The organism is Rhizobium sp. KNZ2-6A (genome assembly GCF_056755475.1).
On sequence record NZ_JBNDIC010000007.1, the window covers coordinates 120,703 to 140,778 of the forward strand.

21 protein-coding genes are annotated in these 20,076 nt (G+C 60.6%); 17 read left to right on the plus strand and 4 right to left on the minus strand.

Annotated features, from left to right (window positions below; genetic code table 11):
• Window positions 1–130: 130 nt before the first annotated feature.
• The 7 genes from rplM to ACPYOP_RS07635 all read left to right on the plus strand — a co-directional run bounded on the left by rplM (window position 131) and on the right by ACPYOP_RS07635 (window position 5,631).
• The gene (gene rplM, locus ACPYOP_RS07605; RefSeq protein WP_004122374.1) at window positions 131–595 is read left to right on the plus strand and encodes a 50S ribosomal protein L13; all 465 of its coding nucleotides are present in this window, start codon (window positions 131–133) and stop codon (window positions 593–595) included.
• Between the two features lie 2 nt (window positions 596–597).
• Window positions 598–1,065: a 30S ribosomal protein S9 gene (rpsI, locus tag ACPYOP_RS07610; RefSeq protein WP_112344181.1), complete on the plus strand. Its 468-nt coding sequence runs from the start codon at window positions 598–600 to the stop codon at window positions 1,063–1,065.
• Between the two features lie 139 nt (window positions 1,066–1,204).
• Complete coding sequence (locus ACPYOP_RS07615; RefSeq protein WP_481409770.1) at window positions 1,205–1,468, plus strand: hypothetical protein; 264 nt, start codon at window positions 1,205–1,207, stop codon at window positions 1,466–1,468.
• 64 nt (window positions 1,469–1,532) lie between these two features.
• Window positions 1,533–1,910, plus strand: coding sequence for an antibiotic biosynthesis monooxygenase family protein (locus tag ACPYOP_RS07620; RefSeq protein ID WP_481409771.1), 378 nt, complete (start codon window positions 1,533–1,535; stop codon window positions 1,908–1,910).
• The gene (speB, locus tag ACPYOP_RS07625; RefSeq protein WP_481409772.1) at window positions 1,891–2,844 is read left to right on the plus strand and encodes an agmatinase; all 954 of its coding nucleotides are present in this window, start codon (window positions 1,891–1,893) and stop codon (window positions 2,842–2,844) included. Before ACPYOP_RS07620 ends, speB begins: the two co-directional genes overlap by 20 nt.
• Before the next feature lie 124 nt (window positions 2,845–2,968).
• A complete protein-coding gene (argC, locus tag ACPYOP_RS07630; RefSeq protein WP_481409773.1) occupies window positions 2,969–3,901 on the plus strand; it encodes an N-acetyl-gamma-glutamyl-phosphate reductase in 933 nt (310 codons plus the stop codon).
• Window positions 3,902–4,320: 419 nt separating this feature from the next.
• Entirely contained in the window at window positions 4,321–5,631 is a 1,311-nt protein-coding gene (locus ACPYOP_RS07635; protein ID WP_481409774.1) for a DUF2778 domain-containing protein, read from the plus strand.
• Between the two features lie 21 nt (window positions 5,632–5,652).
• On the opposite strand, the gene ACPYOP_RS07640 is transcribed toward ACPYOP_RS07635, so the two are convergent.
• Window positions 5,653–6,756, minus strand: coding sequence for a COX15/CtaA family protein (locus ACPYOP_RS07640; RefSeq protein WP_481409775.1), 1,104 nt, complete (start codon window positions 6,754–6,756; stop codon window positions 5,653–5,655).
• 113 nt (window positions 6,757–6,869) lie between these two features.
• Here ACPYOP_RS07640 and ACPYOP_RS07645 point away from each other — a divergent pair, with 113 nt between their 5' ends.
• Window positions 6,870–7,079: a DUF2842 domain-containing protein gene (locus ACPYOP_RS07645; protein ID WP_481409776.1), complete on the plus strand. Its 210-nt coding sequence runs from the start codon at window positions 6,870–6,872 to the stop codon at window positions 7,077–7,079.
• A gap of 135 nt (window positions 7,080–7,214) precedes the next feature.
• Complete coding sequence (locus ACPYOP_RS07650; protein ID WP_481409777.1) at window positions 7,215–8,471, plus strand: GNAT family N-acetyltransferase; 1,257 nt, start codon at window positions 7,215–7,217, stop codon at window positions 8,469–8,471.
• Here the strand turns inward: ACPYOP_RS07650 and ACPYOP_RS07655 are convergent, their stop codons facing one another.
• The gene (locus ACPYOP_RS07655) at window positions 8,472–10,706 is read right to left on the minus strand and encodes a GumC family protein (protein ID WP_481409778.1); all 2,235 of its coding nucleotides are present in this window, start codon (window positions 10,704–10,706) and stop codon (window positions 8,472–8,474) included. It lies immediately after the preceding gene.
• Window positions 10,707–10,898: 192 nt separating this feature from the next.
• Here ACPYOP_RS07655 and ACPYOP_RS07660 point away from each other — a divergent pair, with 192 nt between their 5' ends.
• The 6 genes from ACPYOP_RS07660 to ACPYOP_RS07685 all read left to right on the plus strand — a co-directional run bounded on the left by ACPYOP_RS07660 (window position 10,899) and on the right by ACPYOP_RS07685 (window position 17,114).
• Window positions 10,899–11,474 carry a polysaccharide biosynthesis/export family protein gene (locus tag ACPYOP_RS07660; RefSeq protein WP_481409779.1) on the plus strand — a complete coding sequence of 192 codons (576 nt, stop codon included), beginning with the start codon at window positions 10,899–10,901 and terminating at the stop codon, window positions 11,472–11,474.
• A gap of 12 nt (window positions 11,475–11,486) precedes the next feature.
• Window positions 11,487–12,632: a glycosyltransferase family 4 protein gene (locus ACPYOP_RS07665; RefSeq protein WP_481409780.1), complete on the plus strand. Its 1,146-nt coding sequence runs from the start codon at window positions 11,487–11,489 to the stop codon at window positions 12,630–12,632.
• A 76-nt stretch (window positions 12,633–12,708) separates the two neighbouring features.
• Window positions 12,709–14,268, plus strand: a complete 1,560-nt coding sequence (locus ACPYOP_RS07670) for an undecaprenyl-phosphate glucose phosphotransferase (protein WP_481409781.1) — start codon at window positions 12,709–12,711, stop codon at window positions 14,266–14,268.
• Entirely contained in the window at window positions 14,265–15,527 is a 1,263-nt protein-coding gene (locus ACPYOP_RS07675; protein ID WP_481409782.1) for an O-antigen ligase family protein, read from the plus strand. The genes ACPYOP_RS07670 and ACPYOP_RS07675 overlap by 4 nt, the downstream gene beginning before the upstream one ends.
• Window positions 15,524–16,759 (plus strand): glycosyltransferase family 4 protein, encoded by a 1,236-nt coding sequence (locus tag ACPYOP_RS07680; protein ID WP_481409783.1) that lies wholly within the window; start codon window positions 15,524–15,526, stop codon window positions 16,757–16,759. The genes ACPYOP_RS07675 and ACPYOP_RS07680 overlap by 4 nt, the downstream gene beginning before the upstream one ends.
• Window positions 16,760–16,823: 64 nt before the next feature.
• Complete coding sequence (locus ACPYOP_RS07685) at window positions 16,824–17,114, plus strand: helix-turn-helix domain-containing protein (protein WP_481409784.1); 291 nt, start codon at window positions 16,824–16,826, stop codon at window positions 17,112–17,114.
• Between the two features lie 65 nt (window positions 17,115–17,179).
• Here ACPYOP_RS07685 and ACPYOP_RS07690 read toward each other — a convergent pair whose 3' ends face one another.
• A complete protein-coding gene (locus tag ACPYOP_RS07690; RefSeq protein WP_481409785.1) occupies window positions 17,180–18,199 on the minus strand; it encodes an extracellular catalytic domain type 1 short-chain-length polyhydroxyalkanoate depolymerase in 1,020 nt (339 codons plus the stop codon).
• Between the two features lie 224 nt (window positions 18,200–18,423).
• Window positions 18,424–18,636: a hypothetical protein gene (locus tag ACPYOP_RS07695; RefSeq protein ID WP_112344167.1), complete on the minus strand. Its 213-nt coding sequence runs from the start codon at window positions 18,634–18,636 to the stop codon at window positions 18,424–18,426.
• An 81-nt stretch (window positions 18,637–18,717) separates the two neighbouring features.
• On the opposite strand from ACPYOP_RS07695, the gene ACPYOP_RS07700 reads away from it, so the two are divergent.
• On the plus strand, window positions 18,718–19,281 hold the full coding sequence (locus ACPYOP_RS07700) for a hypothetical protein (RefSeq protein ID WP_481409786.1): 564 nt from the start codon (window positions 18,718–18,720) through the stop codon (window positions 19,279–19,281).
• Between the two features lie 92 nt (window positions 19,282–19,373).
• Window positions 19,374–20,069 (plus strand): thermonuclease family protein, encoded by a 696-nt coding sequence (locus tag ACPYOP_RS07705; RefSeq protein WP_481409787.1) that lies wholly within the window; start codon window positions 19,374–19,376, stop codon window positions 20,067–20,069.
• The last annotated feature ends 7 nt before the right edge of the window (window positions 20,070–20,076 follow it).

Consider the following 20,076-nt stretch of genomic DNA (forward strand, 5'->3'; position numbering starts at 1 on the left):
CTATAAGCCGCCGCAGATTGCAGCCTTTCCGGGCTGTTTTCTTTTTGGCACGCATCCATGCGCACCAAACCAAGCAACAAGAAACGCCCAGATGCCTTCGGGCCAAGGGTTCAAAAAGAGAGTATGCAACATGGCAACCTTCTCCCAGAAGCCTGCAGAGGTGGAGAAGAAGTGGGTTCTCATCGACGCCGAAGGGCTTGTCGTTGGCCGTCTCGCTTCTATCATCGCAATGCGTCTGCGCGGCAAGCATAAGGCTACCTTCACGCCGCACGTCGACGACGGCGACAACGTCATCGTTATCAATGCCGACAAGGTCGTCTTTACCGGCAAGAAGTACGAAGACAAGGTTTACTACTGGCACACCGGTTATGCCGGCGGCATCAAGGAGCGCACCGCTCGTCAGATCATCGAAGGTCGCTTCCCGGAGCGCGTCGTTGAGAAGGCCGTCGAGCGCATGGTTCCCCGCGGCCCGCTCGGCCGTCGCCAGATGAAGAACCTGCGCGTCTACGCCGGCTCCAACCATCCCCACGAAGCCCAGCAGCCCGTCGTTCTCGACGTCGCCAAGCTGAACAAGAAGAACGTAAGGAGCGCCTGATAATGGCTGATCTCTCTTCCCTGAAGGATCTCGGCACGGCATCGGAAGCTGCTGCTCCGGTTCACGTCCGCAAGGTCGACTCGTTCGGTCGCTCCTACGCGACCGGCAAGCGTAAGGACGCCGTCGCCCGCGTATGGGTCAAGGCCGGCTCCGGCAAGATCATCGTCAACGGCAAGGACTACACGGCTTATTTCGCCCGTCCGGTCCTGCAGATGATCCTGCGTCAGCCGATCGTCGCTGCTGCCCGTGACGGCCAGTTCGACATCATCGCAACCGTTGCCGGCGGTGGTCTTTCCGGCCAGGCCGGTGCCGTTCGTCACGGCCTGTCCAAGGCACTGACCTACTTCGAACCGGGCCTGCGCTCGGTCCTGAAGAAGGGCGGCTTCCTGACCCGCGACAGCCGCGTCGTCGAACGCAAGAAGTACGGCCGTGCAAAGGCACGTCGTTCGTTCCAGTTCTCCAAGCGTTAATCGCTTATCCGAGATCGGACATTGGAAAGGCCGGGGTTTCCCGGCCTTTTTCTTTTGTAATCTTGGGAAAGATGCAATTCCGCCAGGGCAAGGGGCATGTTTTGTGGCAAAGTCCGCCCACAAGCATCGGGGGAATTCCATGCATAGATTCATCTTTTCGCTTCTGCTCTTGATTGTCGGCGTCTCGCCGGCTCTTTGCGACGATGCCAAACCGGCCGAGCCTGCCGAAAGGGCGGCGGACATGCAGAGCATGAAGGATTTTCTTCAGGCAAACCCGGATTGCCGAGAGTTCAACGACAGCTGCTCTTATTGCGTCGTGACGGACGGGCGAGCCGACTGCTCGACGCCGCAGATCGCCTGCGTGAAAAAGGCGTATCAATGCACCGTCAGATCGGGCAAATAGGCGTCAAGCACATTCGTCTGCGATTAACAGAACCGGAATTCCATTCGCTCCCGTGAGGCACGCCATGAGCACGCACAGAACATCCCGTTTTGCGGCCACCCCCGAGCCGCCCTACTACATCGTTTCCTTCGCTTCGATCCGAACGGAAGGAGACAATGGTTACGGCGCCATGGGCGAGCGGATGGAAGCATTGGCGCTGGCGCAAGACGGCTGTCTAGGGCTTGAAAGCGCGAGAGGCGCCGATGGCTTCGGCATCACCAACTCCTTCTGGCGGGACGAGGAAAGCATCCTTGCCTGGAAGAATGTCGTCACACATCTGGCCGCCCAAAAACTCGGGCGCGAACGCTGGTACGAACAATATAAGGTTCGCATAGGGCGGGTAGAACGAGCCTATGACTTTCAGGCAAGCAAAGGAGATACTCTTGCCAAGCACGTCGATTGATCATGCCTTTACAGCGACCAGCCTGACCTCGGCCGCCAGCGACCCGACCTTCGCAGGCGCGCTCTCCTTCATGCGCCGCCGTTTTTCCAAGTCGCTTGATGGCGTCGACGCCGTGGTGTGGGGTATTCCCTTCGATGCCGCGACCTCCAACCGGCCGGGAACGCGTTTCGGTCCGCAGGCGATCCGCCGCGCCTCGGCGATCTTCGACAACGACCCGCAATATCCCTTCAACCGCGATCTCTTCGCAGAGATGGCAGTGATCGACTATGGCGATTGCCTGCTTGATTATGGCAATCATCAGGATACGCCTGATGCGATCGAGCGGCAGGCAAGGACGATCCTCGACAGCGGCGCCTTCTTGTTGACCCTCGGCGGCGATCACTTCATCACATGGCCGCTGTTGAAGGCGCATGCCGCCAAGCATGGACCGCTGGCGCTGGTGCAGTTCGATGCCCATCAGGATACCTGGTTCGATGATGGCGGGCGCATCGATCACGGCTCCTTCGTCGCCCGCGCCGTACGCGACGGACTGATCGATCCGGACCGCTCCCTCCAGATCGGCATCCGCACACATGCGCCTGACGATTTCGGCATCCAGATTTTCCATGGCCACCAGGTCGAGGAAATGAGCGCCGGCGATATCGCTTCGACGATCATCTCCCACACCAAAGGTGCGCCAACCTACCTGACCTTCGACATTGACTGCCTCGACCCCGCCTATGCGCCGGGCACGGGAACGCCGGTGGCCGGAGGTCCCTCCAGCGCCAAGATCCTGTCGGTGCTGCAGAGGCTGCATCAGCTCGACATCAGGGGCGCCGATGTCGTCGAGGTCTCCCCCGCCTATGATCACGCCGACATCACCGCCATTGCGGGGGCAACCGTGGCAATGTATATGCTCGGTCTCCACGCCGAACGACGTGCGAGCGGTCGCTGACACCTGCGCGACGGTTTTCGAAGACCATCGCGCCTTATCCGAAGCGGCCGTTATGAAATTGAATCAACTGCATGGCAAACTGAGTCCGGAAACACTCTCAACCCATTGAAAGAGCAGGAATAAGATGGCACCGAAGATTTTCATCGATGGCGAACACGGCACCACGGGCTTGCAGATCCGCACGCGCATGGCCGACCGCCGCGATGTCGAGCTTCTGTCCATTCCGGAAGCCGAACGGCGCAATGCCGCCATGCGCGAGGACATGCTGAACAGCGCCGACATCGCCATTCTGTGCCTGCCCGACGATGCGTCGAAGGAAGCGGTGAAGATGGTGGCGGCCAACAACAATGTTCGCGTCATCGACACCTCGACGGCCTTCCGCATCCATCCCGACTGGGCCTATGGCTTTGCGGAGATGGACAGCAACCAGGGCAACAAGATCAGGGCGGCGCGCTTCGTCGCCAATCCCGGCTGCTATCCGACAGGAGCGATCGGCCTCATCCGGCCGCTGCGCGCCGCTGGCATCCTTCCGGCGGTTTATCCCGTGACGGTCAATGCCGTTTCCGGCTACACAGGTGGCGGCAAGCAGATGATCGCGCAGATGGAAAACCAGGATCATCCGGATGCGATCACCGCACCGCACTTCCTTTACGGCCTGCCGCTGACCCACAAGCATGTGCCCGAAATGACGACGCACGGCCTGCTCGACCGCGCGCCGATCTTCTCGCCCTCCGTCGGACGCTTCCCGCAGGGCATGATCGTGCAGGTGCCGCTGCATCTCGGCGATCTGCCGGAAGGCGCGACGCTCGAAAGCATCCATGCTGCGCTGTCGGCCCATTATGCCGGCCAGGATATCGTCCAGGTCGTCCCGCTCGATGAAAGCCGCACCCTGCCCCGCGTCAATGCCGTCGAGCTTGCCGGCAAGGATACGATGAAGCTCTTTGTTTTCGGCACACCCGGTGGCGAGCAGGTCAATCTCGTGGCGCTGCTCGACAATCTCGGCAAGGGCGCTTCGGGCGCCGCCGTGCAAAATATGGATCTGATGCTCGGCGCCTAAATCGCGCGAGGCAAATCGAAGTTCCAACGCCCGGCCCGATCATCCTCAAAGGATTGATCGGGCCGGGCTTTTATTATGCCCTCGCGATTTCGCGCCCGCAAATCCGCCCAGCCTTATTTCCGCCTTCTCACTAAATTAGCTGGCACTGCACGGAAATGTGATCGGCCACGAGGCTCCGCGACCAATTGTCGAGCGGATTTGCTCTTTGGCGGCTTCACCGACCGAGCGAACAGGGCGTTCAAAACCATCCATTTTTTCAATGAATATCCGAGAATGAACCATCGTAAAGGAATTGGTTACCATAATTCGGCATGCTTCCAGACAGTCGGCAAGTCGGCGGCAGGACGCGGTTTTCGCGTCAGGGCGCGTGTGCGTTTTTGAGCCGGCGTAGTGTCTGTGTAGTTTGGATAACGAGTATCATGGCGTTTGCGACCGAGACTTTCGGTAACTTCAATTCGCGTTCCGGCTACGCCGCGCGATCGAAAAAATCCTTCCGCATCCGTCCCGGTACCTTGGCCACCGGCGTAGCCGTAGCGGCCTTCGCCTGGATCACCGCGACGCTGATGACAACGCAGTCCATGGTGCTGTCCCTTCCCGGCGCCGCAGCTTCGTCCGACAATTTCCTGGCGCCGCGTGCCTCGGCTTTCATTGTCCCGCAGAACCATATGATGCGTTCCACCCATCTCGCCGCGCAGACGACATCGCTGCATGGACAGAGCCGTTTCGGCGGCGCGGCAGACGCGGAAGTTCAAGCGAAAGCCGCCGGCACCGAGGCGGTTCGCTTGAAACTGGCGAATGCTCTGGCGCAGCAGACCTCCGAGATCAAGCAGGCGCAAAACGCCGTGGCGAGCATCAAAAGCGGCCGTATCGAAGTAGCCGCAGCCCCGCCGCAGACGATCGACCGTCTGCGCAAGGTAATCGCCATAAACTTCGCTACCGCCGTGCAGCAGCTGAACCAGGTGAAATATGCCGCTGCCCTGATACCCGCTGCGAGCCCCGCAAACATGGCCGCGCAACCGGCTGCCATTGCCACGGCAGCACCCGAGGTGAGCCTGCCTGCCATCGCCGAAGCAAAGCCCTTGCCTGCCAAGGACGCTGACATTGCCGTGGCCGAGGCCGTGCTCAACGTCATTCCCGTGTCCCGCCCCGCCCGCGAAACACCCATGCAGCGCGCCGGCGCCACCGCCGCTATCGCCAGGGCAACGGGCGACGATACCGCCGCTCAGCCGCCGTCGCGCGTGATGGCCTATGCGGATCCGGACGACAGCTCCGTGCGCAAGACGAAGCCCTTCATCAACCCCTTTGCCGCAATCAGCCCGGGCCAAGGTACGGCGATCTACGATATCGAGGCAAAGACCGTCTACCTGCCGAGCGGCGAACGCCTCGAGGCGCATTCCGGCCTCGGCCACATGCGTGACAATCCCCGCTATGTCGACCGCAAGAACACCGGCCCGACGCCGCCCGAAACCTATAGCCTGACATATAGGGAAAGCCTGTTCCATGGCGTGCAGGCGCTGCGCCTGACACCGGCAAGCGGCGCGCGCGTCTATGGCCGCGACGGCTTGCTGGCTCACACGTACATGCTCAGAGGTGGCCGTGGCGAATCGAATGGCTGCGTGGTCTTCAAGGACTACAGCCGGTTTCTGGCCGCCTTCAAGCGTGGCGAAATCAAGCGTCTGAAGGTCGTCTCGCGCGTGTCGTCAGCAGCAAGCGTCGCCTCAGCGCGGTAAAGTATCGAGACGCGATCCGTCTCAATTTCTCACGACGATCGACGTCTGATGCGGCAGTTCGCCATAGAAACCGCGCCAGTTGGCAATTGCAAAGCCGAAGACGATCAAGGCGCCCGCCTGATGCGCGAGAGCCAGATCGAGCGGCACATGCAGCAGCAATGTCGAAATGCCGAGGATTGCCTGGATCAGCACCAGCACGAACACGACGACGGAGCGGCGCGCATGCGTCGTTTGCGGCGCTGCCCGCAGCGAGATGATCATGTTGAAGGCGACGACGACGAACAGCGTATAGGCGCCGAGGCGGTGGACGAACTGGACCGTCTTCGGATTCTCGAAGAAATTAATCCAGCCTGGTGATTGTATGAAAAGGTCGCTCGGGACGACAGCGCCGTCCATCAATGGCCAGGTGTTGTAGGAAAGGCCGGCATCGAGGCCGGCGACGAGCGCGCCGAGATAGATCTGGAACAGCGCCATGAAGGTGATGAGACCGGCAAGCATCGCCGAATAACGAGTCGGCGGCGGCTCGTTCGAATGCGGCGACAGGGCGCGCATGAACCACATGCAGGCGGCAAAGATCAGACAGGCGGTGACGAGATGGGTGGCCAGGCGATATTGGCTGACATCGGTACGCGCTTCCAGGCCCGAAGACACCATCCACCAGCCGATCGCTCCCTGAAGGCCGCCGAGTACGAAAATACCGGCCAGCGGCAGCCAGAGTTTTCGCTCGACGCGGCCGGTCAGGACGAAGAACAGCAACGGCACGCCGAAGATGATGCCGATGGTGCGCGCCAGCAGACGATGCGCCCACTCCCACCAGAATATATTCTTGAACTCATCGACCGTCATGTCCTTGTTCAGGACCTGGAATTGCGGGATGCGCTTGTAGAGCGTGAACTCCTCCTCCCATTCCTGCACATTCAGCGGCGGGATGACGCCGTGGATCGGCTGCCATTGCGTGATCGACAGGCCTGAATTGGTAAGGCGCGTCGCGCCGCCCACCAGCACGAGGCCGAATAGAACCAGAAGCACGCAGGCAAGCCAGATGCGGATGGCGCGGCGATTCCGGTCCTGACGGGCCACTTCCTTCAAAATAGCCTGTTCGGTCGTAAAATTAGTGGCGGCCATGGCTTCTCCCTTCGATCAGGCTGTTGATTTGCCCGATAGGGGCGTGCAAAACAAGTCCCGGGAGTTTGCGGCATGCCGTCGCGGCATGTCGTCTTAAAGAGGAGAAAAATCCCGTGCCGCTTCGCCTGCGCAAATTCATAGGCATGATCATGCTCGTGCTGTTGGTTGCAATCTATGCGATCGTCGCCATGATCGTTGCAGTGCGAACGCTTGCGGATCAACCCGGCTGGGTTCATTTCCTGTATTTCTTTTTCAGCGGCATCATCTGGGTCTTGCCGGCGATGGGCATCATCAAGTGGATGGCCGGACCGCGCCCGCAATGAGGCTCGCCCAGCCACGATTTACACAAGACTAACCCTGATCCGCGCCTTATCCGGTGCGACTGTCCCATCTTAAGCCAAAAATAAGCCGTTGCCCGCCAGACTGCCTTCGAATGCCGCCGGAGCGGAGAAGATCGGATGCAGACCCAAATGCGAGATATCGCCGGCATGCCGCCCGCCGAGACAGCGGATGGGCGCACTGCATCCATTCCGGTTCAGTCCGGCAGCGCGGACCACCTGCAGGTCGACATCTTCGACAACATGGCACCGCTCGAAGCCGAATGGCGCACGCTTGAGCAAGACGATCTTGCCTCGCTGCACCAGAGCTATGATTGGTGCGCAGCCTGGGTCGAGAGCTTTCGGCATCCTCTCGCCATCGTTCGGGGTTCGGTCGGCGATCGCCCCGCCTTCATCCTGCCGCTGGAGATCATTCGAGGGCGTGGAATAAGGCGGGCGGAATTCATCGGGAGCCGACACAGCAACATCAATACCGGCCTGTTTTCAGCCGAGTTTCTCGCGAATGGAAGATTGACCTCGACCCTGGCGGCGACTATCGCGGCAGCTTTGCGCGGCAGGGTGGATCTCGCCATCCTGCGCAATGTACCTTTCGAATGGCGTGGCCGCGTCAGCCCGCTCGCCTCCCTCCCCGCCATCGAAAATCAGAACCATGCCTTCCAGATGCCCTTTCTTGGCAGTTTCGAAGCAAGCCTGAAGCAGGTGAACGCCAAGCGGCGGCGCAAGAAGTTCAAGCATCAAAGCAGAATCCTCGACGCCAAGGGCGGCTACGAATATGTGATTGCCGGCCGCGACGAGCAGGACGCTCTCCTGGACCTGTTCTTCCGCCAGAAAGCGATCCGCTTCCGCGATGCCGGCCTGCCTGACGTCTTCGACGATGCCCCGACCAAAACGGCGCTGCACGCGCTGCTGCACCCGCGCGAAAACAGCGAATCCAACGCGATGCTGCAGATGCACGTGCTGCGCCTCAAGGGCGAGCATGAGGGGCACATCCCGGCGATCGCAGCCCTCTCCCGAAAGGGAGATCACGTCATCTGCCAGTTCGCCTCCATCGACGAGACGCTGGTTGCCGAGGCCAGCCCCGGCGAGTTGCTGTTCTGGCTGATGATCGAGCGGCTGCATCGCGAAGGCACCGCCCTCTTCGATTTCGGCATCGGCGACCAGATCTACAAGCGTTCCTGGTGCTCGATGGAGACCGTACAGCATGATCTGTTCCTGCCGATCTCTGGCTTAGGCCATCTCGCGGCAACGGCACAACGCGGCATGACGCGCACGAAAGCTGCGATCAAGTCGAATCGCAAGCTCTATGCCTTCATCCAGCGAATGCGAGCACGCCGCAGTGCCGACGCAGCGGCAGCGGGCGACGCCGACGAGGACTGATCACGCGGCGTCGCGGCGCGTATTGGGATCATGCTCCTCGCGCCAGCCGGACATCAGGATGATGTGTTCATAGCCCGCTTTCTGGAATTCCGTCATCGCTGCCATGAATTGGCCCTCTTCGGGCTCCGGCATGGAAAGGATGATTTCCGTGTCCTTGCTGCGCGTCAGCCGCGCGACGCCGGAAACTTCGGCCGCGCCGCATTCCACCAGAACGATGTCATAGGCCGAACCGAGCGCATCCAGGATCAGCGACAGGCGGTCTGCGCCGCGCATGGCGCGGGCGAGATCGCTCATGCCCTGCGGCACGAGATGGGCGTCCGATAGCCGATCTGGGTGGATCGTGTCACTAAAGGCCGCTTCACCGCAAAGTAGATCCGTCACGCCGGCAAGCTCGCCATGTTCGGCCATCAGCCTGGAGGGGCATCCCGAACCGGTCATGTCGACCAGCACGACACGGCTTCCCGCATCGGCGATGGTCCGCGCCAGCATCACCGTCGCAGTAGATCCGTCATCACCGGTCGGAGATATGGCAATGGCCAGCCGCGATTCGTTGTCGATCAGGTAATCGGCGACGGATTGGATGGAGAAATCCTCTTCTTCCTCCTCCACCGCATGGCTCTCGCTCTTCGGTTCTTCTTCCCCATCGATGGCGGGATCAGCGGCCTGGACCGGGGTTTCCTCCACCGGAACCGAAAGCAGGCTCGCGTGCATCGCGCCGCGGCTTGCCCTGACAGCGGCGCGAGCCGGCGTCATCTCGGTATTGGCTGGGATGTCGGCCTGGGCCTGCTCAGGCGTTTCAACGGAGACAGCCGCTTCCTTACGCGCGGGACCGATGGGCCGCAATGCCCGGCCGCTGAACAACTCCGCGAGCATGATGGCGATGGCAGTCAGGATGAAAGTCGCCAAGGTTGCGACGACGACGATGGGACCGACCTTCGGAAACGACGGATCGACCGGTTCGACCGCGTTGGAGACCACGCGGGCATCGGCGGGGCTGGAATTCTTATCGGCGCGGGAAGTGGCCTCGCGATAGCGTCCGAGATAGGTTTCCAGCAATTGTCGCTCGGCCGTCGCCTCGCGTTCCAGCGCGTTGAGGCCAACCTCATCCTCCCCTGCCCGCGCGCTGTCGGCCTTCAGCGTGTTCGATTGCGCCAACAGCTGCTGTTCGCGCAGCTGCGCCACCTTTGCCTCATTCTCGATGCTTGCCAGAATTTTCTGGGTCTCGCGATTGATCTGCTGCCGGATGTCGGCGAGCTGCGCGCGCAGGCTCTTCAAGCGAGGATGGCCGTCCATCAGCGTCGTCGACAGATCCGAGATCTGCGATTCCAGGCCGGATTCCGTCGCCTTCAGCCGCTGAATGGTCAGCGACCCGGAGACGTCGGCGAGCGTGTCGGTGGAGCGGCCGCTGGACAGTGCGTTGCGCACGGCTTGCGCCCGCGCCTCTGAATTGGCCCGGTCGCCGCGCACCTGGGCGAGCTGCGTGGAAATATCCGCAAGCTGCTGCGTGGCGAAATTGCTGTTCTGGCTGGTCTGAAGAAGACCGTTGGCCGAGCGATAATCCGCGACTTTCTTTTCGGCCTCGCTGACCTTTTCGCGCAGCTTGGCAATCTCCGGCTCCAGCCAGCGTGTCGCCTCACTGTTGGAATCGAGTTTGGCGCCGCTCTGCATCGACAGATAGACCTGCGCCATCGCATTCGGAACACTGGCCGCAAGATCCGGATCGCGGGAGGTGAAGCTTATGCCGATCACGCGCGAACTGTTGATCTGGTAAACCTGCAGGCGGCTGTTGAAGGCGTCCAGCATCCGCTCTTCCGGCGCCTTGTCGGTGGCGGCGCGCTTCAGGTGCAGCTTGACGAGAATATCGGAGAGCGCGGAGCCGTTGTTGCCGGCGACGAATTCAGTGCGATCGTAGAGCTTGAGATTGGTAATGACCTGCTTGACCAGATCCGCCGATTGCAGGATCTGCACCTGGCTTGCAATGTTGAGCTCGTCCAGCAAGGGCGCGGAACTGGAGTCGTTGCCGGTGGTCGTCGTCGCAAATGCCGGCGCGCGCTGCTCTATCAGAATGCGCGCCTCGCTGCGATATTCAGGCGAAACGAACTTCGCGAAGACGAAAGCCAGACAGGCCCCTGCCAGCGTGATGGCAATGACGCGCAACCGCCGCTGCCACACGGCGCGGAAGAGCTGCGCGAGATCGATGTCCACATCCTGCTGGGTGTTGTTGACACCGGACATATACAAGAACTCCGTAATAGAAAGCCAGAATTAATCGTAAACGACTATGGTAACCCAAGCGTTAATAGTATTTCGCTTGGGTTATTTTTGACTTCACTAAATTTTTGCCGGAATTCCTTTTGCTCTTTACCGACCGTTAACCCTAAGGGATTGATAACGACGACAGTGTTTTCCCTTTCTTATGAGCGCGAAATGCCCTTCGCAAAGCCAAAGATCTTCCTGGCACTTGGCGTGGCAGCCGTGAGCGCCGCGCTTACCGGCTGCAATACCTATCAGCCTGCGCCGAAAGCCTTCAACGAGGCCACCATTCAGCCCTATGCGCTTGACAGCGGCGACCGGCTGCGCGTGACGGTGTTCGACCAGCCGGGATTGACCAATACCTATACGATCGACCAGGCGGGCTACATTGCCTTTCCGCTGGTCGGCCAGGTTCCTGCCCGCGGCAGGACCTTGCAGCAACTCTCCGGCCAGATCGCGCAGAAGCTCCGCCAGGGCTATATCCGCGATCCCGACGTGACCATCGACATCGACCGCTATCGCTCGGTCTATATCATGGGCGAAGTCGGCCAGCCCGGCCAATATTCCTACGTGCCAGGCATGACCATCCAAAACGCCATTGCGGTTGCCGGCGGCTTCACCAGTCGGGCCAACCAGTCCAACGCCGATGTCACCCGCAAGATCAACGGTCATGTCATGACGGGACGGGTCGGTATTTCGGATCCGGTACTGGCAGGCGACACGATCTATGTCAGAGAGCGGTTATTCTAACCGCACCCGCTCATGGCCAGACCACTTCGCATCCTCCATTGCTTCAGGTCACCGGTCGGCGGGATTTTCCGCCATGTCCGCGATCTGGTGGAAGAGCAGAGCAAGGCAGGGCACCAGGTCGGCATCCTTTGCGACAGCCTTACGGGCGGTGAGCATGAGGACCGCCTGTTCAGCGACATCACGCCCTTCCTGGCGCTTGGCGTGATCCGGCTGCCGATCCGGCGGCAGATCAGCCTGTCGGATACCGCGACGCTTTGGAGCAGTTACAAGGAAATCAGAAGTTTGCGGCCGGACGTGCTGCATGGGCACGGCGCCAAGGGTGGCCTGCTTGCGCGCGTTCTCGGCTCGATCCTGCGGGTCAACAGGTATCGCGTAGCCCGCCTCTATACCGCGCATGGCGGCAGCCTGCACTTTCCCCGCGCCTCGCTGCAGGGCATGCTGGTGCATAGCATGGAACGCATGCTGGAATTCGTGACCGACGGGCTGATCTTCATCTGCGATTTCGAACGGCGCACCTACGAGAGGAAGATCGGCAAGCCGCGCACCCGCTCCGTGATGATCTACAACGGTATCAGCGAGCGCGATTTCCGCAGTGTGCCGACACGATCGGACTCGGTGCATTTCGTCTACATCGGCATGCTGCGGGACCTCAAAGGTCCCGATCTGTTCGTGGACGCCTTTGCGAGGGCAGAACGACGGATCGGCAGACCGCTTTCGGCATTGATGATCGGTGACGGGCCGGACAGAGACAAGTATCAGAGGATGATGACCGAGCGCGGTCTTGGCCATCGCATAGGCATGCTTCCGGCCATGCGCGTCCAGGAGGCCTTTACCGTGTCGCAGAACGTCATCGTTCCCTCCCGCGCCGAAGCCATGCCCTATATCGTCCTGGAGGCGCTTGCAGCCGGAAAGACCGTCATCGCCTCTCGCGTCGGCGGCATTCCGGAAGCGCTCGGCGAAAACAGCCCGGCCCTCGCCAAGCCGGACGACGCTGACGACCTCGCGCGCGTGATGGCCGAGGCGATCAGCGAGCCTGAGTTCGGCCACCGCAACATGCCCCATATCGAAACAATCCGTGTAAACTTTTCGGCTTCGGCCATGGCGCGGGATACTCTGCACCTGTATCAAAATATACTTGGCATAGACGCCGACGTTTAGAATACAAGCTAGTGTTGTAAGTGTTTCTTAGCTGATATCTGATAGGCCTTTTCCGGTAACGACCGGATAAATTGCCATGAACACTACTGAGAAGTCCGAGCAATTTAACTTGGACAATATTCGCAAGCAGGTTTCGGAAATCCGCACCCGCGATGTCGAAGAGCCGCGCAGCGACCATCCGAGCAGCTTGAATGCCTATGCCCGGCAAATCGCCGAACAGTTTCGCGAAACCAATCAGTCTCCCGCGATCATCGTGGGGCAGTACCGGCTGTTCGAGTTCCTGTCATTGCTTGCCCTCGGGCTCGCAACCCTCCTTTTCGGAACGGCGGCAGACAGTCATCCGTTCGTGTCGAAGGCTGCCGTGACCATCGCGCTCAGCGGTCTCGCCATCGTGTTTCTGCAGATCGCCGACGCCTATCAGATACCGATATTACGCGCGCCGCATCATTTCCTGCACCGGATACTCGGATCGTGGGCTGCCGCATTTGCGGTCACGGCCATCGCGCTTATCCCGTTCGACATCAACAATATCTACTCGTTCCACCTTCTCGGCCTGTGGCTCGCGGCGGGCGCGGGTCTCCTGCTCATCGCCCGGCTGCTTTTCGCCTACGGCATTCGCAATTGGGCCCGCAACGGCCTTATGGAAAGACGCGCCGTGATCATCGGCGGCGGCGAACCCGCCAAGGAACTCATCCGCGCACTGGAAAACCAGCCCGACAACGATATCCGCATCTGCGGCATCTTCGATGATCGCGGCGAAAAGCGTTCACCCGTCATGGTCGCCGGCTATCCCAAGCTGGGGACGGTGATGGAACTCGTTGAATTCGCCCGTCTCGTGCGCGTCGACATGCTGATCATCGCGCTTCCGATCAGTGCCGAAGAGCGTATCCTGCAGCTACTCAAGATGCTGTGGGTGCTGCCCGTCGACATTCGCCTGGCCGCACACGCCAACAAGCTGCGCTTCCGCCCGCGCGCCTATTCGCATGTCGGTGCCGTGCCGATGCTCGACATCTTCAATAAGCCGATCCGCGATTGGGACGGCGTTGCCAAGCGCATCTTCGACGTCTTCTTCAGCCTGGTGGCACTCGCCCTGCTCTGGCCGGTGATGCTGGGGGCCGCAATCGCCGTGAAGATGACCTCGAAGGGGCCGGTCTTCTTCATGCAGAAGCGCCACGGCTTCAACAACGAGATCATCAAGGTCTTCAAGTTCCGCTCCATGTATACGCATATGAGCGATCCGACGGCGCGCAACGCCGTGACCAAGAACGATCCGCGCGTCACCCCCGTCGGACGCTTCATCCGCAAGACGTCGATCGATGAGTTGCCGCAACTTTTCAACGTGCTGCTCGGCAGCCTCTCTCTCGTCGGTCCACGGCCGCATGCTGTGCTTGCCGCCAGCCATAACCGCACCTATGCGGATGTCGTCGAAGGCTATTTCGCGCGCCATCGCGTCAAGCCCGGCGTGACCGGCTGGGCGCAGATCAACGGCTGGCGCGGCGAGATCGACAGCGACGACAAGATCAAGTTCCGCACGGCCTATGATCTCTACTATATCGAGAACTGGTCGCTACTGTTCGATCTGAAGATCCTGTTCCTGACGCCGTTCCGCCTGCTCAATACGGAAAACGCCTATTGAGCGCGATCGACCTCCCATCGCCCGGCGTCGCGCAGCCGCAGCTTGCCGCAATGCGGCTTGTGGGCACGGCGAGCGTCGCAGTCGGCGTGTTTCTCTCCGGCTTCGTGATCGCCGAGCCGGCACCTTACGAGCTGTGGCTCGCCTTTCTCATCGGCACGTGGTTCGTCCTCGGGCTGAAGATATCGCGGAGCATTGCGCCGCTTCTGGCTCTGTTCCTGGCATTCAACGTCGGCGGCATGCTCTCGATCACGCAGATGCACGATCTTACCGCCGGCAACCATCTGGACGGTCCGATCTATATCGCCGTATCCACCTTTCTGGCGCTGAGCTCCGTCTTCTATGCGGCCATCGTCGAAGATAGCGAAAGACGGCTGAAGCTGATCTTCAACACATGGGTGGTGGCGGCGCTGATCACCGCGAGCCTCGGCATCCTTGGCTATTTCCACGCCGTGCCGGGTTTCGATATCTTCACTCGCTACGACCGCGCCATGGGCGCCTTTCAGGATCCCAACGTCTTCGGCCCCTATCTGGTGACACCGAGCATCTACCTCATGCACGGCATCCTGATCGGCGACCTGAAGAAGGCTCCGATCAAGGGCATATGCCTCTTCGTCCTGGCCTTCGGTATCTTCCTCTCCTTCTCCCGCGCGGCCTGGGCGCTGTTCGCATTCGCCTCGATGATGCTGATCTTCTGCATGCTTTTGAAGCATCGCAGCAATAGGTTCCGGCTGCGTATTCTCGTGATGTCGCTGACGGCGATCATCCTGATGGTCGTGCTGCTGGTCGTCGCGCTGCAGTTTCCGCAGGTCAGCGACCTGTTCTCCACGCGCACGCAGCTCGTGCAGAGCTATGACGGCGGACATCTCGGCCGTTTCGAACGCCACAGCATCGGCTTCATGATGTCGATGGAACGGCCGCTTGGCATAGGACCGCTGGTCTTCGGTCAGATCTTTCGCGAGGACGAGCACAATACCTGGCTGAAGACGCTGACCACATATGGCTGGCTCGGCTTCGTTACCTGGATCAGCATGATCTGCTGGACCATCTATATCGGCTTTCGCAACCTCCTGCGGGAACGACCCTGGCAGCCCTTCGTGATGATCGCCTGGATCGTCATTCTCGGCCATGTCGGCATCGGTAATGTCATCGATACCGACCATTGGCGTCATCTTTACATGTTGATCGGCATCGTCTGGGGCTGCGGCGCCCTCGAGCAAAAGTACCAGCGTAGCTTGGGCAGAAGGAAAGCAGCGCCTTGAATATCCGCACCCACCTCAAGCGTCTGTCGCTGCTGCAGGTCCTCGAACCGAGCGGCGGCGGCTCCGGGCGGCATTTTCTCGACCTGTGCCGGGCGATGCAGCATCGTGGCCATTCGGTGACGGCCGTCTATTCGCCGGTGCGCGCCGAGCCTGCCTTCGTCGCGGAGCTGGAGAGTATCGGCGTCGACAATATCGCCCCCCTCGCCATGCGGCGTGCGCCGGGCCCTTGGGATCTGACGGCATGGTGGCAGCTGCGCAAGATCGCAAACACTTATGGACCCTTCGATCTGATCCACGGCCACAGCTCGAAGGCCGGCGCCCTGACGCGTCTGCGGCTGCCGGGACGGCATGTGCCGGTCCTTTACACCCCGCATGCCTTCCGCACCATGGACCCGACGCTCGGCGCCAAGGGACGGTTGATCTATGGCGGCATCGAGCGCTTTCTCGGCACCTGGCTGACGGACCGCCTGGTCTGCGTTTCGCAGGACGAATATAATCATGCCGTCTCGCTCGGCATTCCCGAAGCGCGCCTGAGCGTCGTCGTCAACGGCGTCAACGCGCCTCCCCTCAGCCAGCGCGCGGCCATCCGCAAGAAATACGACATCCCGCAGGGCGCCCTCCTCTTCGGCTTCGTCGGCCGGATGACACGACAGAAGGCGCCGGAGCGCCTTGTGGAGGCCTTTGCGCGAATAGCCGCGGACATGCCCCAAGCCTATCTTTTGATGATCGGGATCGGCGAATTGGCTGAGAGCGTTAAGGAAAGAATCAAGGCCGCGGGCCTCGAAGACCGCGCGAGGCTTGACGGCAGCGTGCCGGGCGTGACCGCCATCGATGCCTTCGACGCCGTCGTCATGCCGAGCCGCTATGAGGCAATGTCCTACGTGATGCTTGAGGCTGCAGCCGCCGGCAAGCCGCTGCTGCTTGCCGATGTCGGTGGCGCGCGCACGGTGCTCGAACATGGCAAGAATGGTTACATCGTTCCCAATAGCGATGACCCGGAAGCATTGGCGGCCGCGATGGCGCGCCTTGCCGATCCGATGCTGCTTGCAACGCTTACGGCCGAAGCGCGGCGCCGTAAGGACAGCTATACGCTGGCCGGCATGGCTGACGCGACCGAGAAAATCTATCACGATTTGCTCGGCCGCCCCCTTCCCGCGCTATTGGAATTGGAGGGAAATACGGGGTTGCCGGATATGGTGGAAGGCAGAAGGAAGAGCGCGGCCGCTCTTTAAGCTTCCTCGCGATTTTTATCCGAAACCAGTTCCGCTTTTGGAGCCGATGCGATAGACTTAACCCATGATTACTTCAGCGCAATTACGCGGCGCACGCGCCATGCTCGGACTGACGGTGGAAGCGCTTGCCAACGAGAGCAAGCTTCCGGTTTCGACGATTGAGGCATTGGAAATCGACGGCACCCCGAGCGATTTCAAGGCGCTTTCCACGGTCCGTTCCATCCTGGAAAATCACGGCGTCGTCTTCCTCGCCGGCGGCAGCGATGGGACAGGTGGTCCCGGCATACGCTTCAAGCATTGGTCTGAGAATGACGGCATTCGGCCGGAAAACCTGAATGCCACCAATGACGACTGACGGCGAAAGCGCGTCACGATCTCCTTTAGATCCCGATCTCTCGCATACCGTTTATGCGGCGTGTTTCAGGCCGCCAACTTCCAGCTTTTGACGAGTTCTTCCGGCGCCGACAGCGCGGCGGGCAGGATGAAGCGTTCCGTGTTGTTGGCTGGCTCCCAGCCCTCGACGGCAGAGCCGACAGGCAGGCCATGCCCGAAATCGTTCAGCGTTACGAGCTCCAGGATCATGTTGCCGTAATCGTCACGCCATTCGCGCCGCTCGCCGCCGTCGAAAAGACGCAGGCGGCCCTTGGTGCGCGGGCGCTCATGTGCGGCCAGCCACTGCGCCACCGACGCCTCGGCATTGGCGAAAGACACCACCTCATCCTCATCACCGTGCCAGATGGAGATCGCGGGATAGCGGGTAGCCTCCGGGGAGGCTTCGCGAACGAACTCGCCCCATTTTTCGGCCGCACGGGTAGAGCCCCGCCTCATGACGTCGAGCGCCGACATGGCATCGCGGGCGGCGCCGAAAGGCAGGCCGCCGATAATGGCGCCTGCGGCAAACAGCTCAGGATAGGTAGCCAGCAACGCAGCCGACAAGGCCCCGCCTGCCGATAGACCCATGACGAAAATCCTGCTGTCATCGATATCGTGCAGCCGGCGGCTGAAATCGATCATTTCGCGGATGGAACCGAGCTCGCCGCGGTCACGCGTTACCAGGCTCGGACGAAACCAGTTGAAACACAGGTTGGGATTGTTCGACATTTTCTGCTCGGCATAGAGCACGGCAAAGCCGTGCGCGCGAGCCAGCGCAGTCCAACCGCTGGCGCGATCGAAATCCTCGGCATTCTGGTGACAGCCGTGCAGGACCACGACGAGCGGCATCGGGCCTCTGACACCCGGTGGCACATATTCGAGCATGCGCAGATCGCCGGGATTGCGGCCGAACCACAGAACCTCCGTCAGCCGCTGCGGCGCAAGCCGCGCGGAAATACGGCGGCGCGGCGGCTGCGACAGCGGCCGCGTCATCGGAAATTTGAGCTGCGGCAGCTCCACGGAATCAACAAGCAAGCGGCGAAGCCGGCTCGGAACTTTAAAATTCATTATAGACCTTTCCATCCACGCCTACCGCGATCGTTTTTCATCCGCTGCGGCAGGCGCGCACTGTTTCTTTCCAGAAATCAGTGACGTCGAGAAATCGAATCTCTTTGTGCAACGCAGCAAATATAGGGAGGCAGGTCCGCTTCGAACAGGCACAAAGCATCATTGCTGCTATGTGAAATCAGCTTAAATCGATTAGATTGTTGCCATAAAAAAACGCGGTTGCGTCAGAAATAAGCCCTGGCGAGCGCAAGCAGTTTTGCGTCGTCCTTCACGCCCTGACGATAAAGCTGGATGATCAGCGCCCCGAGGCGCTCGGCTTCCGGACTGCGGGAGTTCATGCCACGATCTTTGCAAACCGTGTCCAGCACCTTCTCCAAACGATCCAAATCGTCTGAAAACAGGGGCAAATCCCGCGGATGAATAGGAGTTTCCAACATTCGTGCATCTCGTCATCTTTCGGGCAGAAGCACGCTGAACCTCGCCGTCACCCGCACCATATCCGACGATAGGACTGAACTATGCGCTTTGCCCGCAAAGTTGGCAAGAAAGCATTTCAGCAATCATGCCTCCTCGACGCCCGCCTGATTCGCAAATACAGCGGCAACTCCCATCAGGACTACAATTTTAAGTTACCGCATCACCAAGCCTTTATCCGCATCTGCGATAAGCGGGAAAACGGAGGCAAGACGATGAACAGATTTTTGATCCCGACTGTCCTGGGTATGGCGCTTTTCGGCACGACGTTGCCCGCCCCTGCGCAGAATTTTCAGAACCTTCCCCTGCGCAACCCCCGCCAGCTTCCGGAGGGATATATTTCCGTCCAATCCGGAATATCGATCTCCTATCCGGTGGCGGACGGCGATAGCGAGGAGCAACAGGAGAAAGCCTTGAAATCCTTCTACAAGATCGCCGCAAGCAGTTGCGCGACCCTGCTCGATACCATTGCCGACGCCTGCGAGATCAGCGCCATGTCGAGCAATGGCTCGCTCAACAACCTCGACAACCGTGGCACAAGACTTTCCATTAGCGGACAGGTGACGATGTCGGTGAAACTCAAGCCAGCGGCGGCAGCCGCGAAGTAGCCTTTCCCCATCAGAGTGTGCAAATCCGGTTCAAGCCAACGGATCGGTAAGAAATGGCGGCGATAATCCCCTCGCAATCAAGGGACAATACCATGGCGAAAGCGAAACGACGCACGCGGCGCAAACCGCAGTCCAAGGCGGGCAATTCGATGTGGCTGTGGGGCGTCGTCGGCCTGGCAACTGTGGCCGGCATCTATGCCTATCAGCATCGCAAGGAAATGCCGACAATGCTTGCCCATGCCGGCGCGGTCGCCGGCATGCCGCATATGGCCCAGGAAGCGCCGGTGCCGGCAGCCAAGCCGCAAATCAAGACAGCAGCGATCACCCCCGAGCCGCGCGCGGCATCGGCCCTGCCCGTACCACCCGTAGCCATTCCCGTTGCACTGCCGGTCAGCAAGATACCGATCGAACGGCCAGTCCCCAGCCTGCGGCCCCAGACGGGTGGCCGCTTCGTGTTTTGCGGTCCCGGTTCGGGAACGAATTGCATAGTTGATGGCAATACCTTCTGGCAGAACGGCGTCAGGATTCAGCTGGCCGATATCGACGTGCCGGATGCGGATGCCGCTCGCTGCCCCGGCGAGAAACAGAAGGCCGCGGCCGCGAAACTGCGCCTGCAGGCCATCCTCAATGACGGGACCTTCGTTCTTTCCGGCAGCAACCGCCCGGACGACCGGAATGGCGGCAAGCTGCGCATCGCCATGCGCGCCGGCCGCTCGATCGGCGACCAGATGGTCTCCGAAGGCCTTGCGCGCCGCTGGACCGGCCAAGCGCCGTCCTGGTGCAGCTGATTTTCTG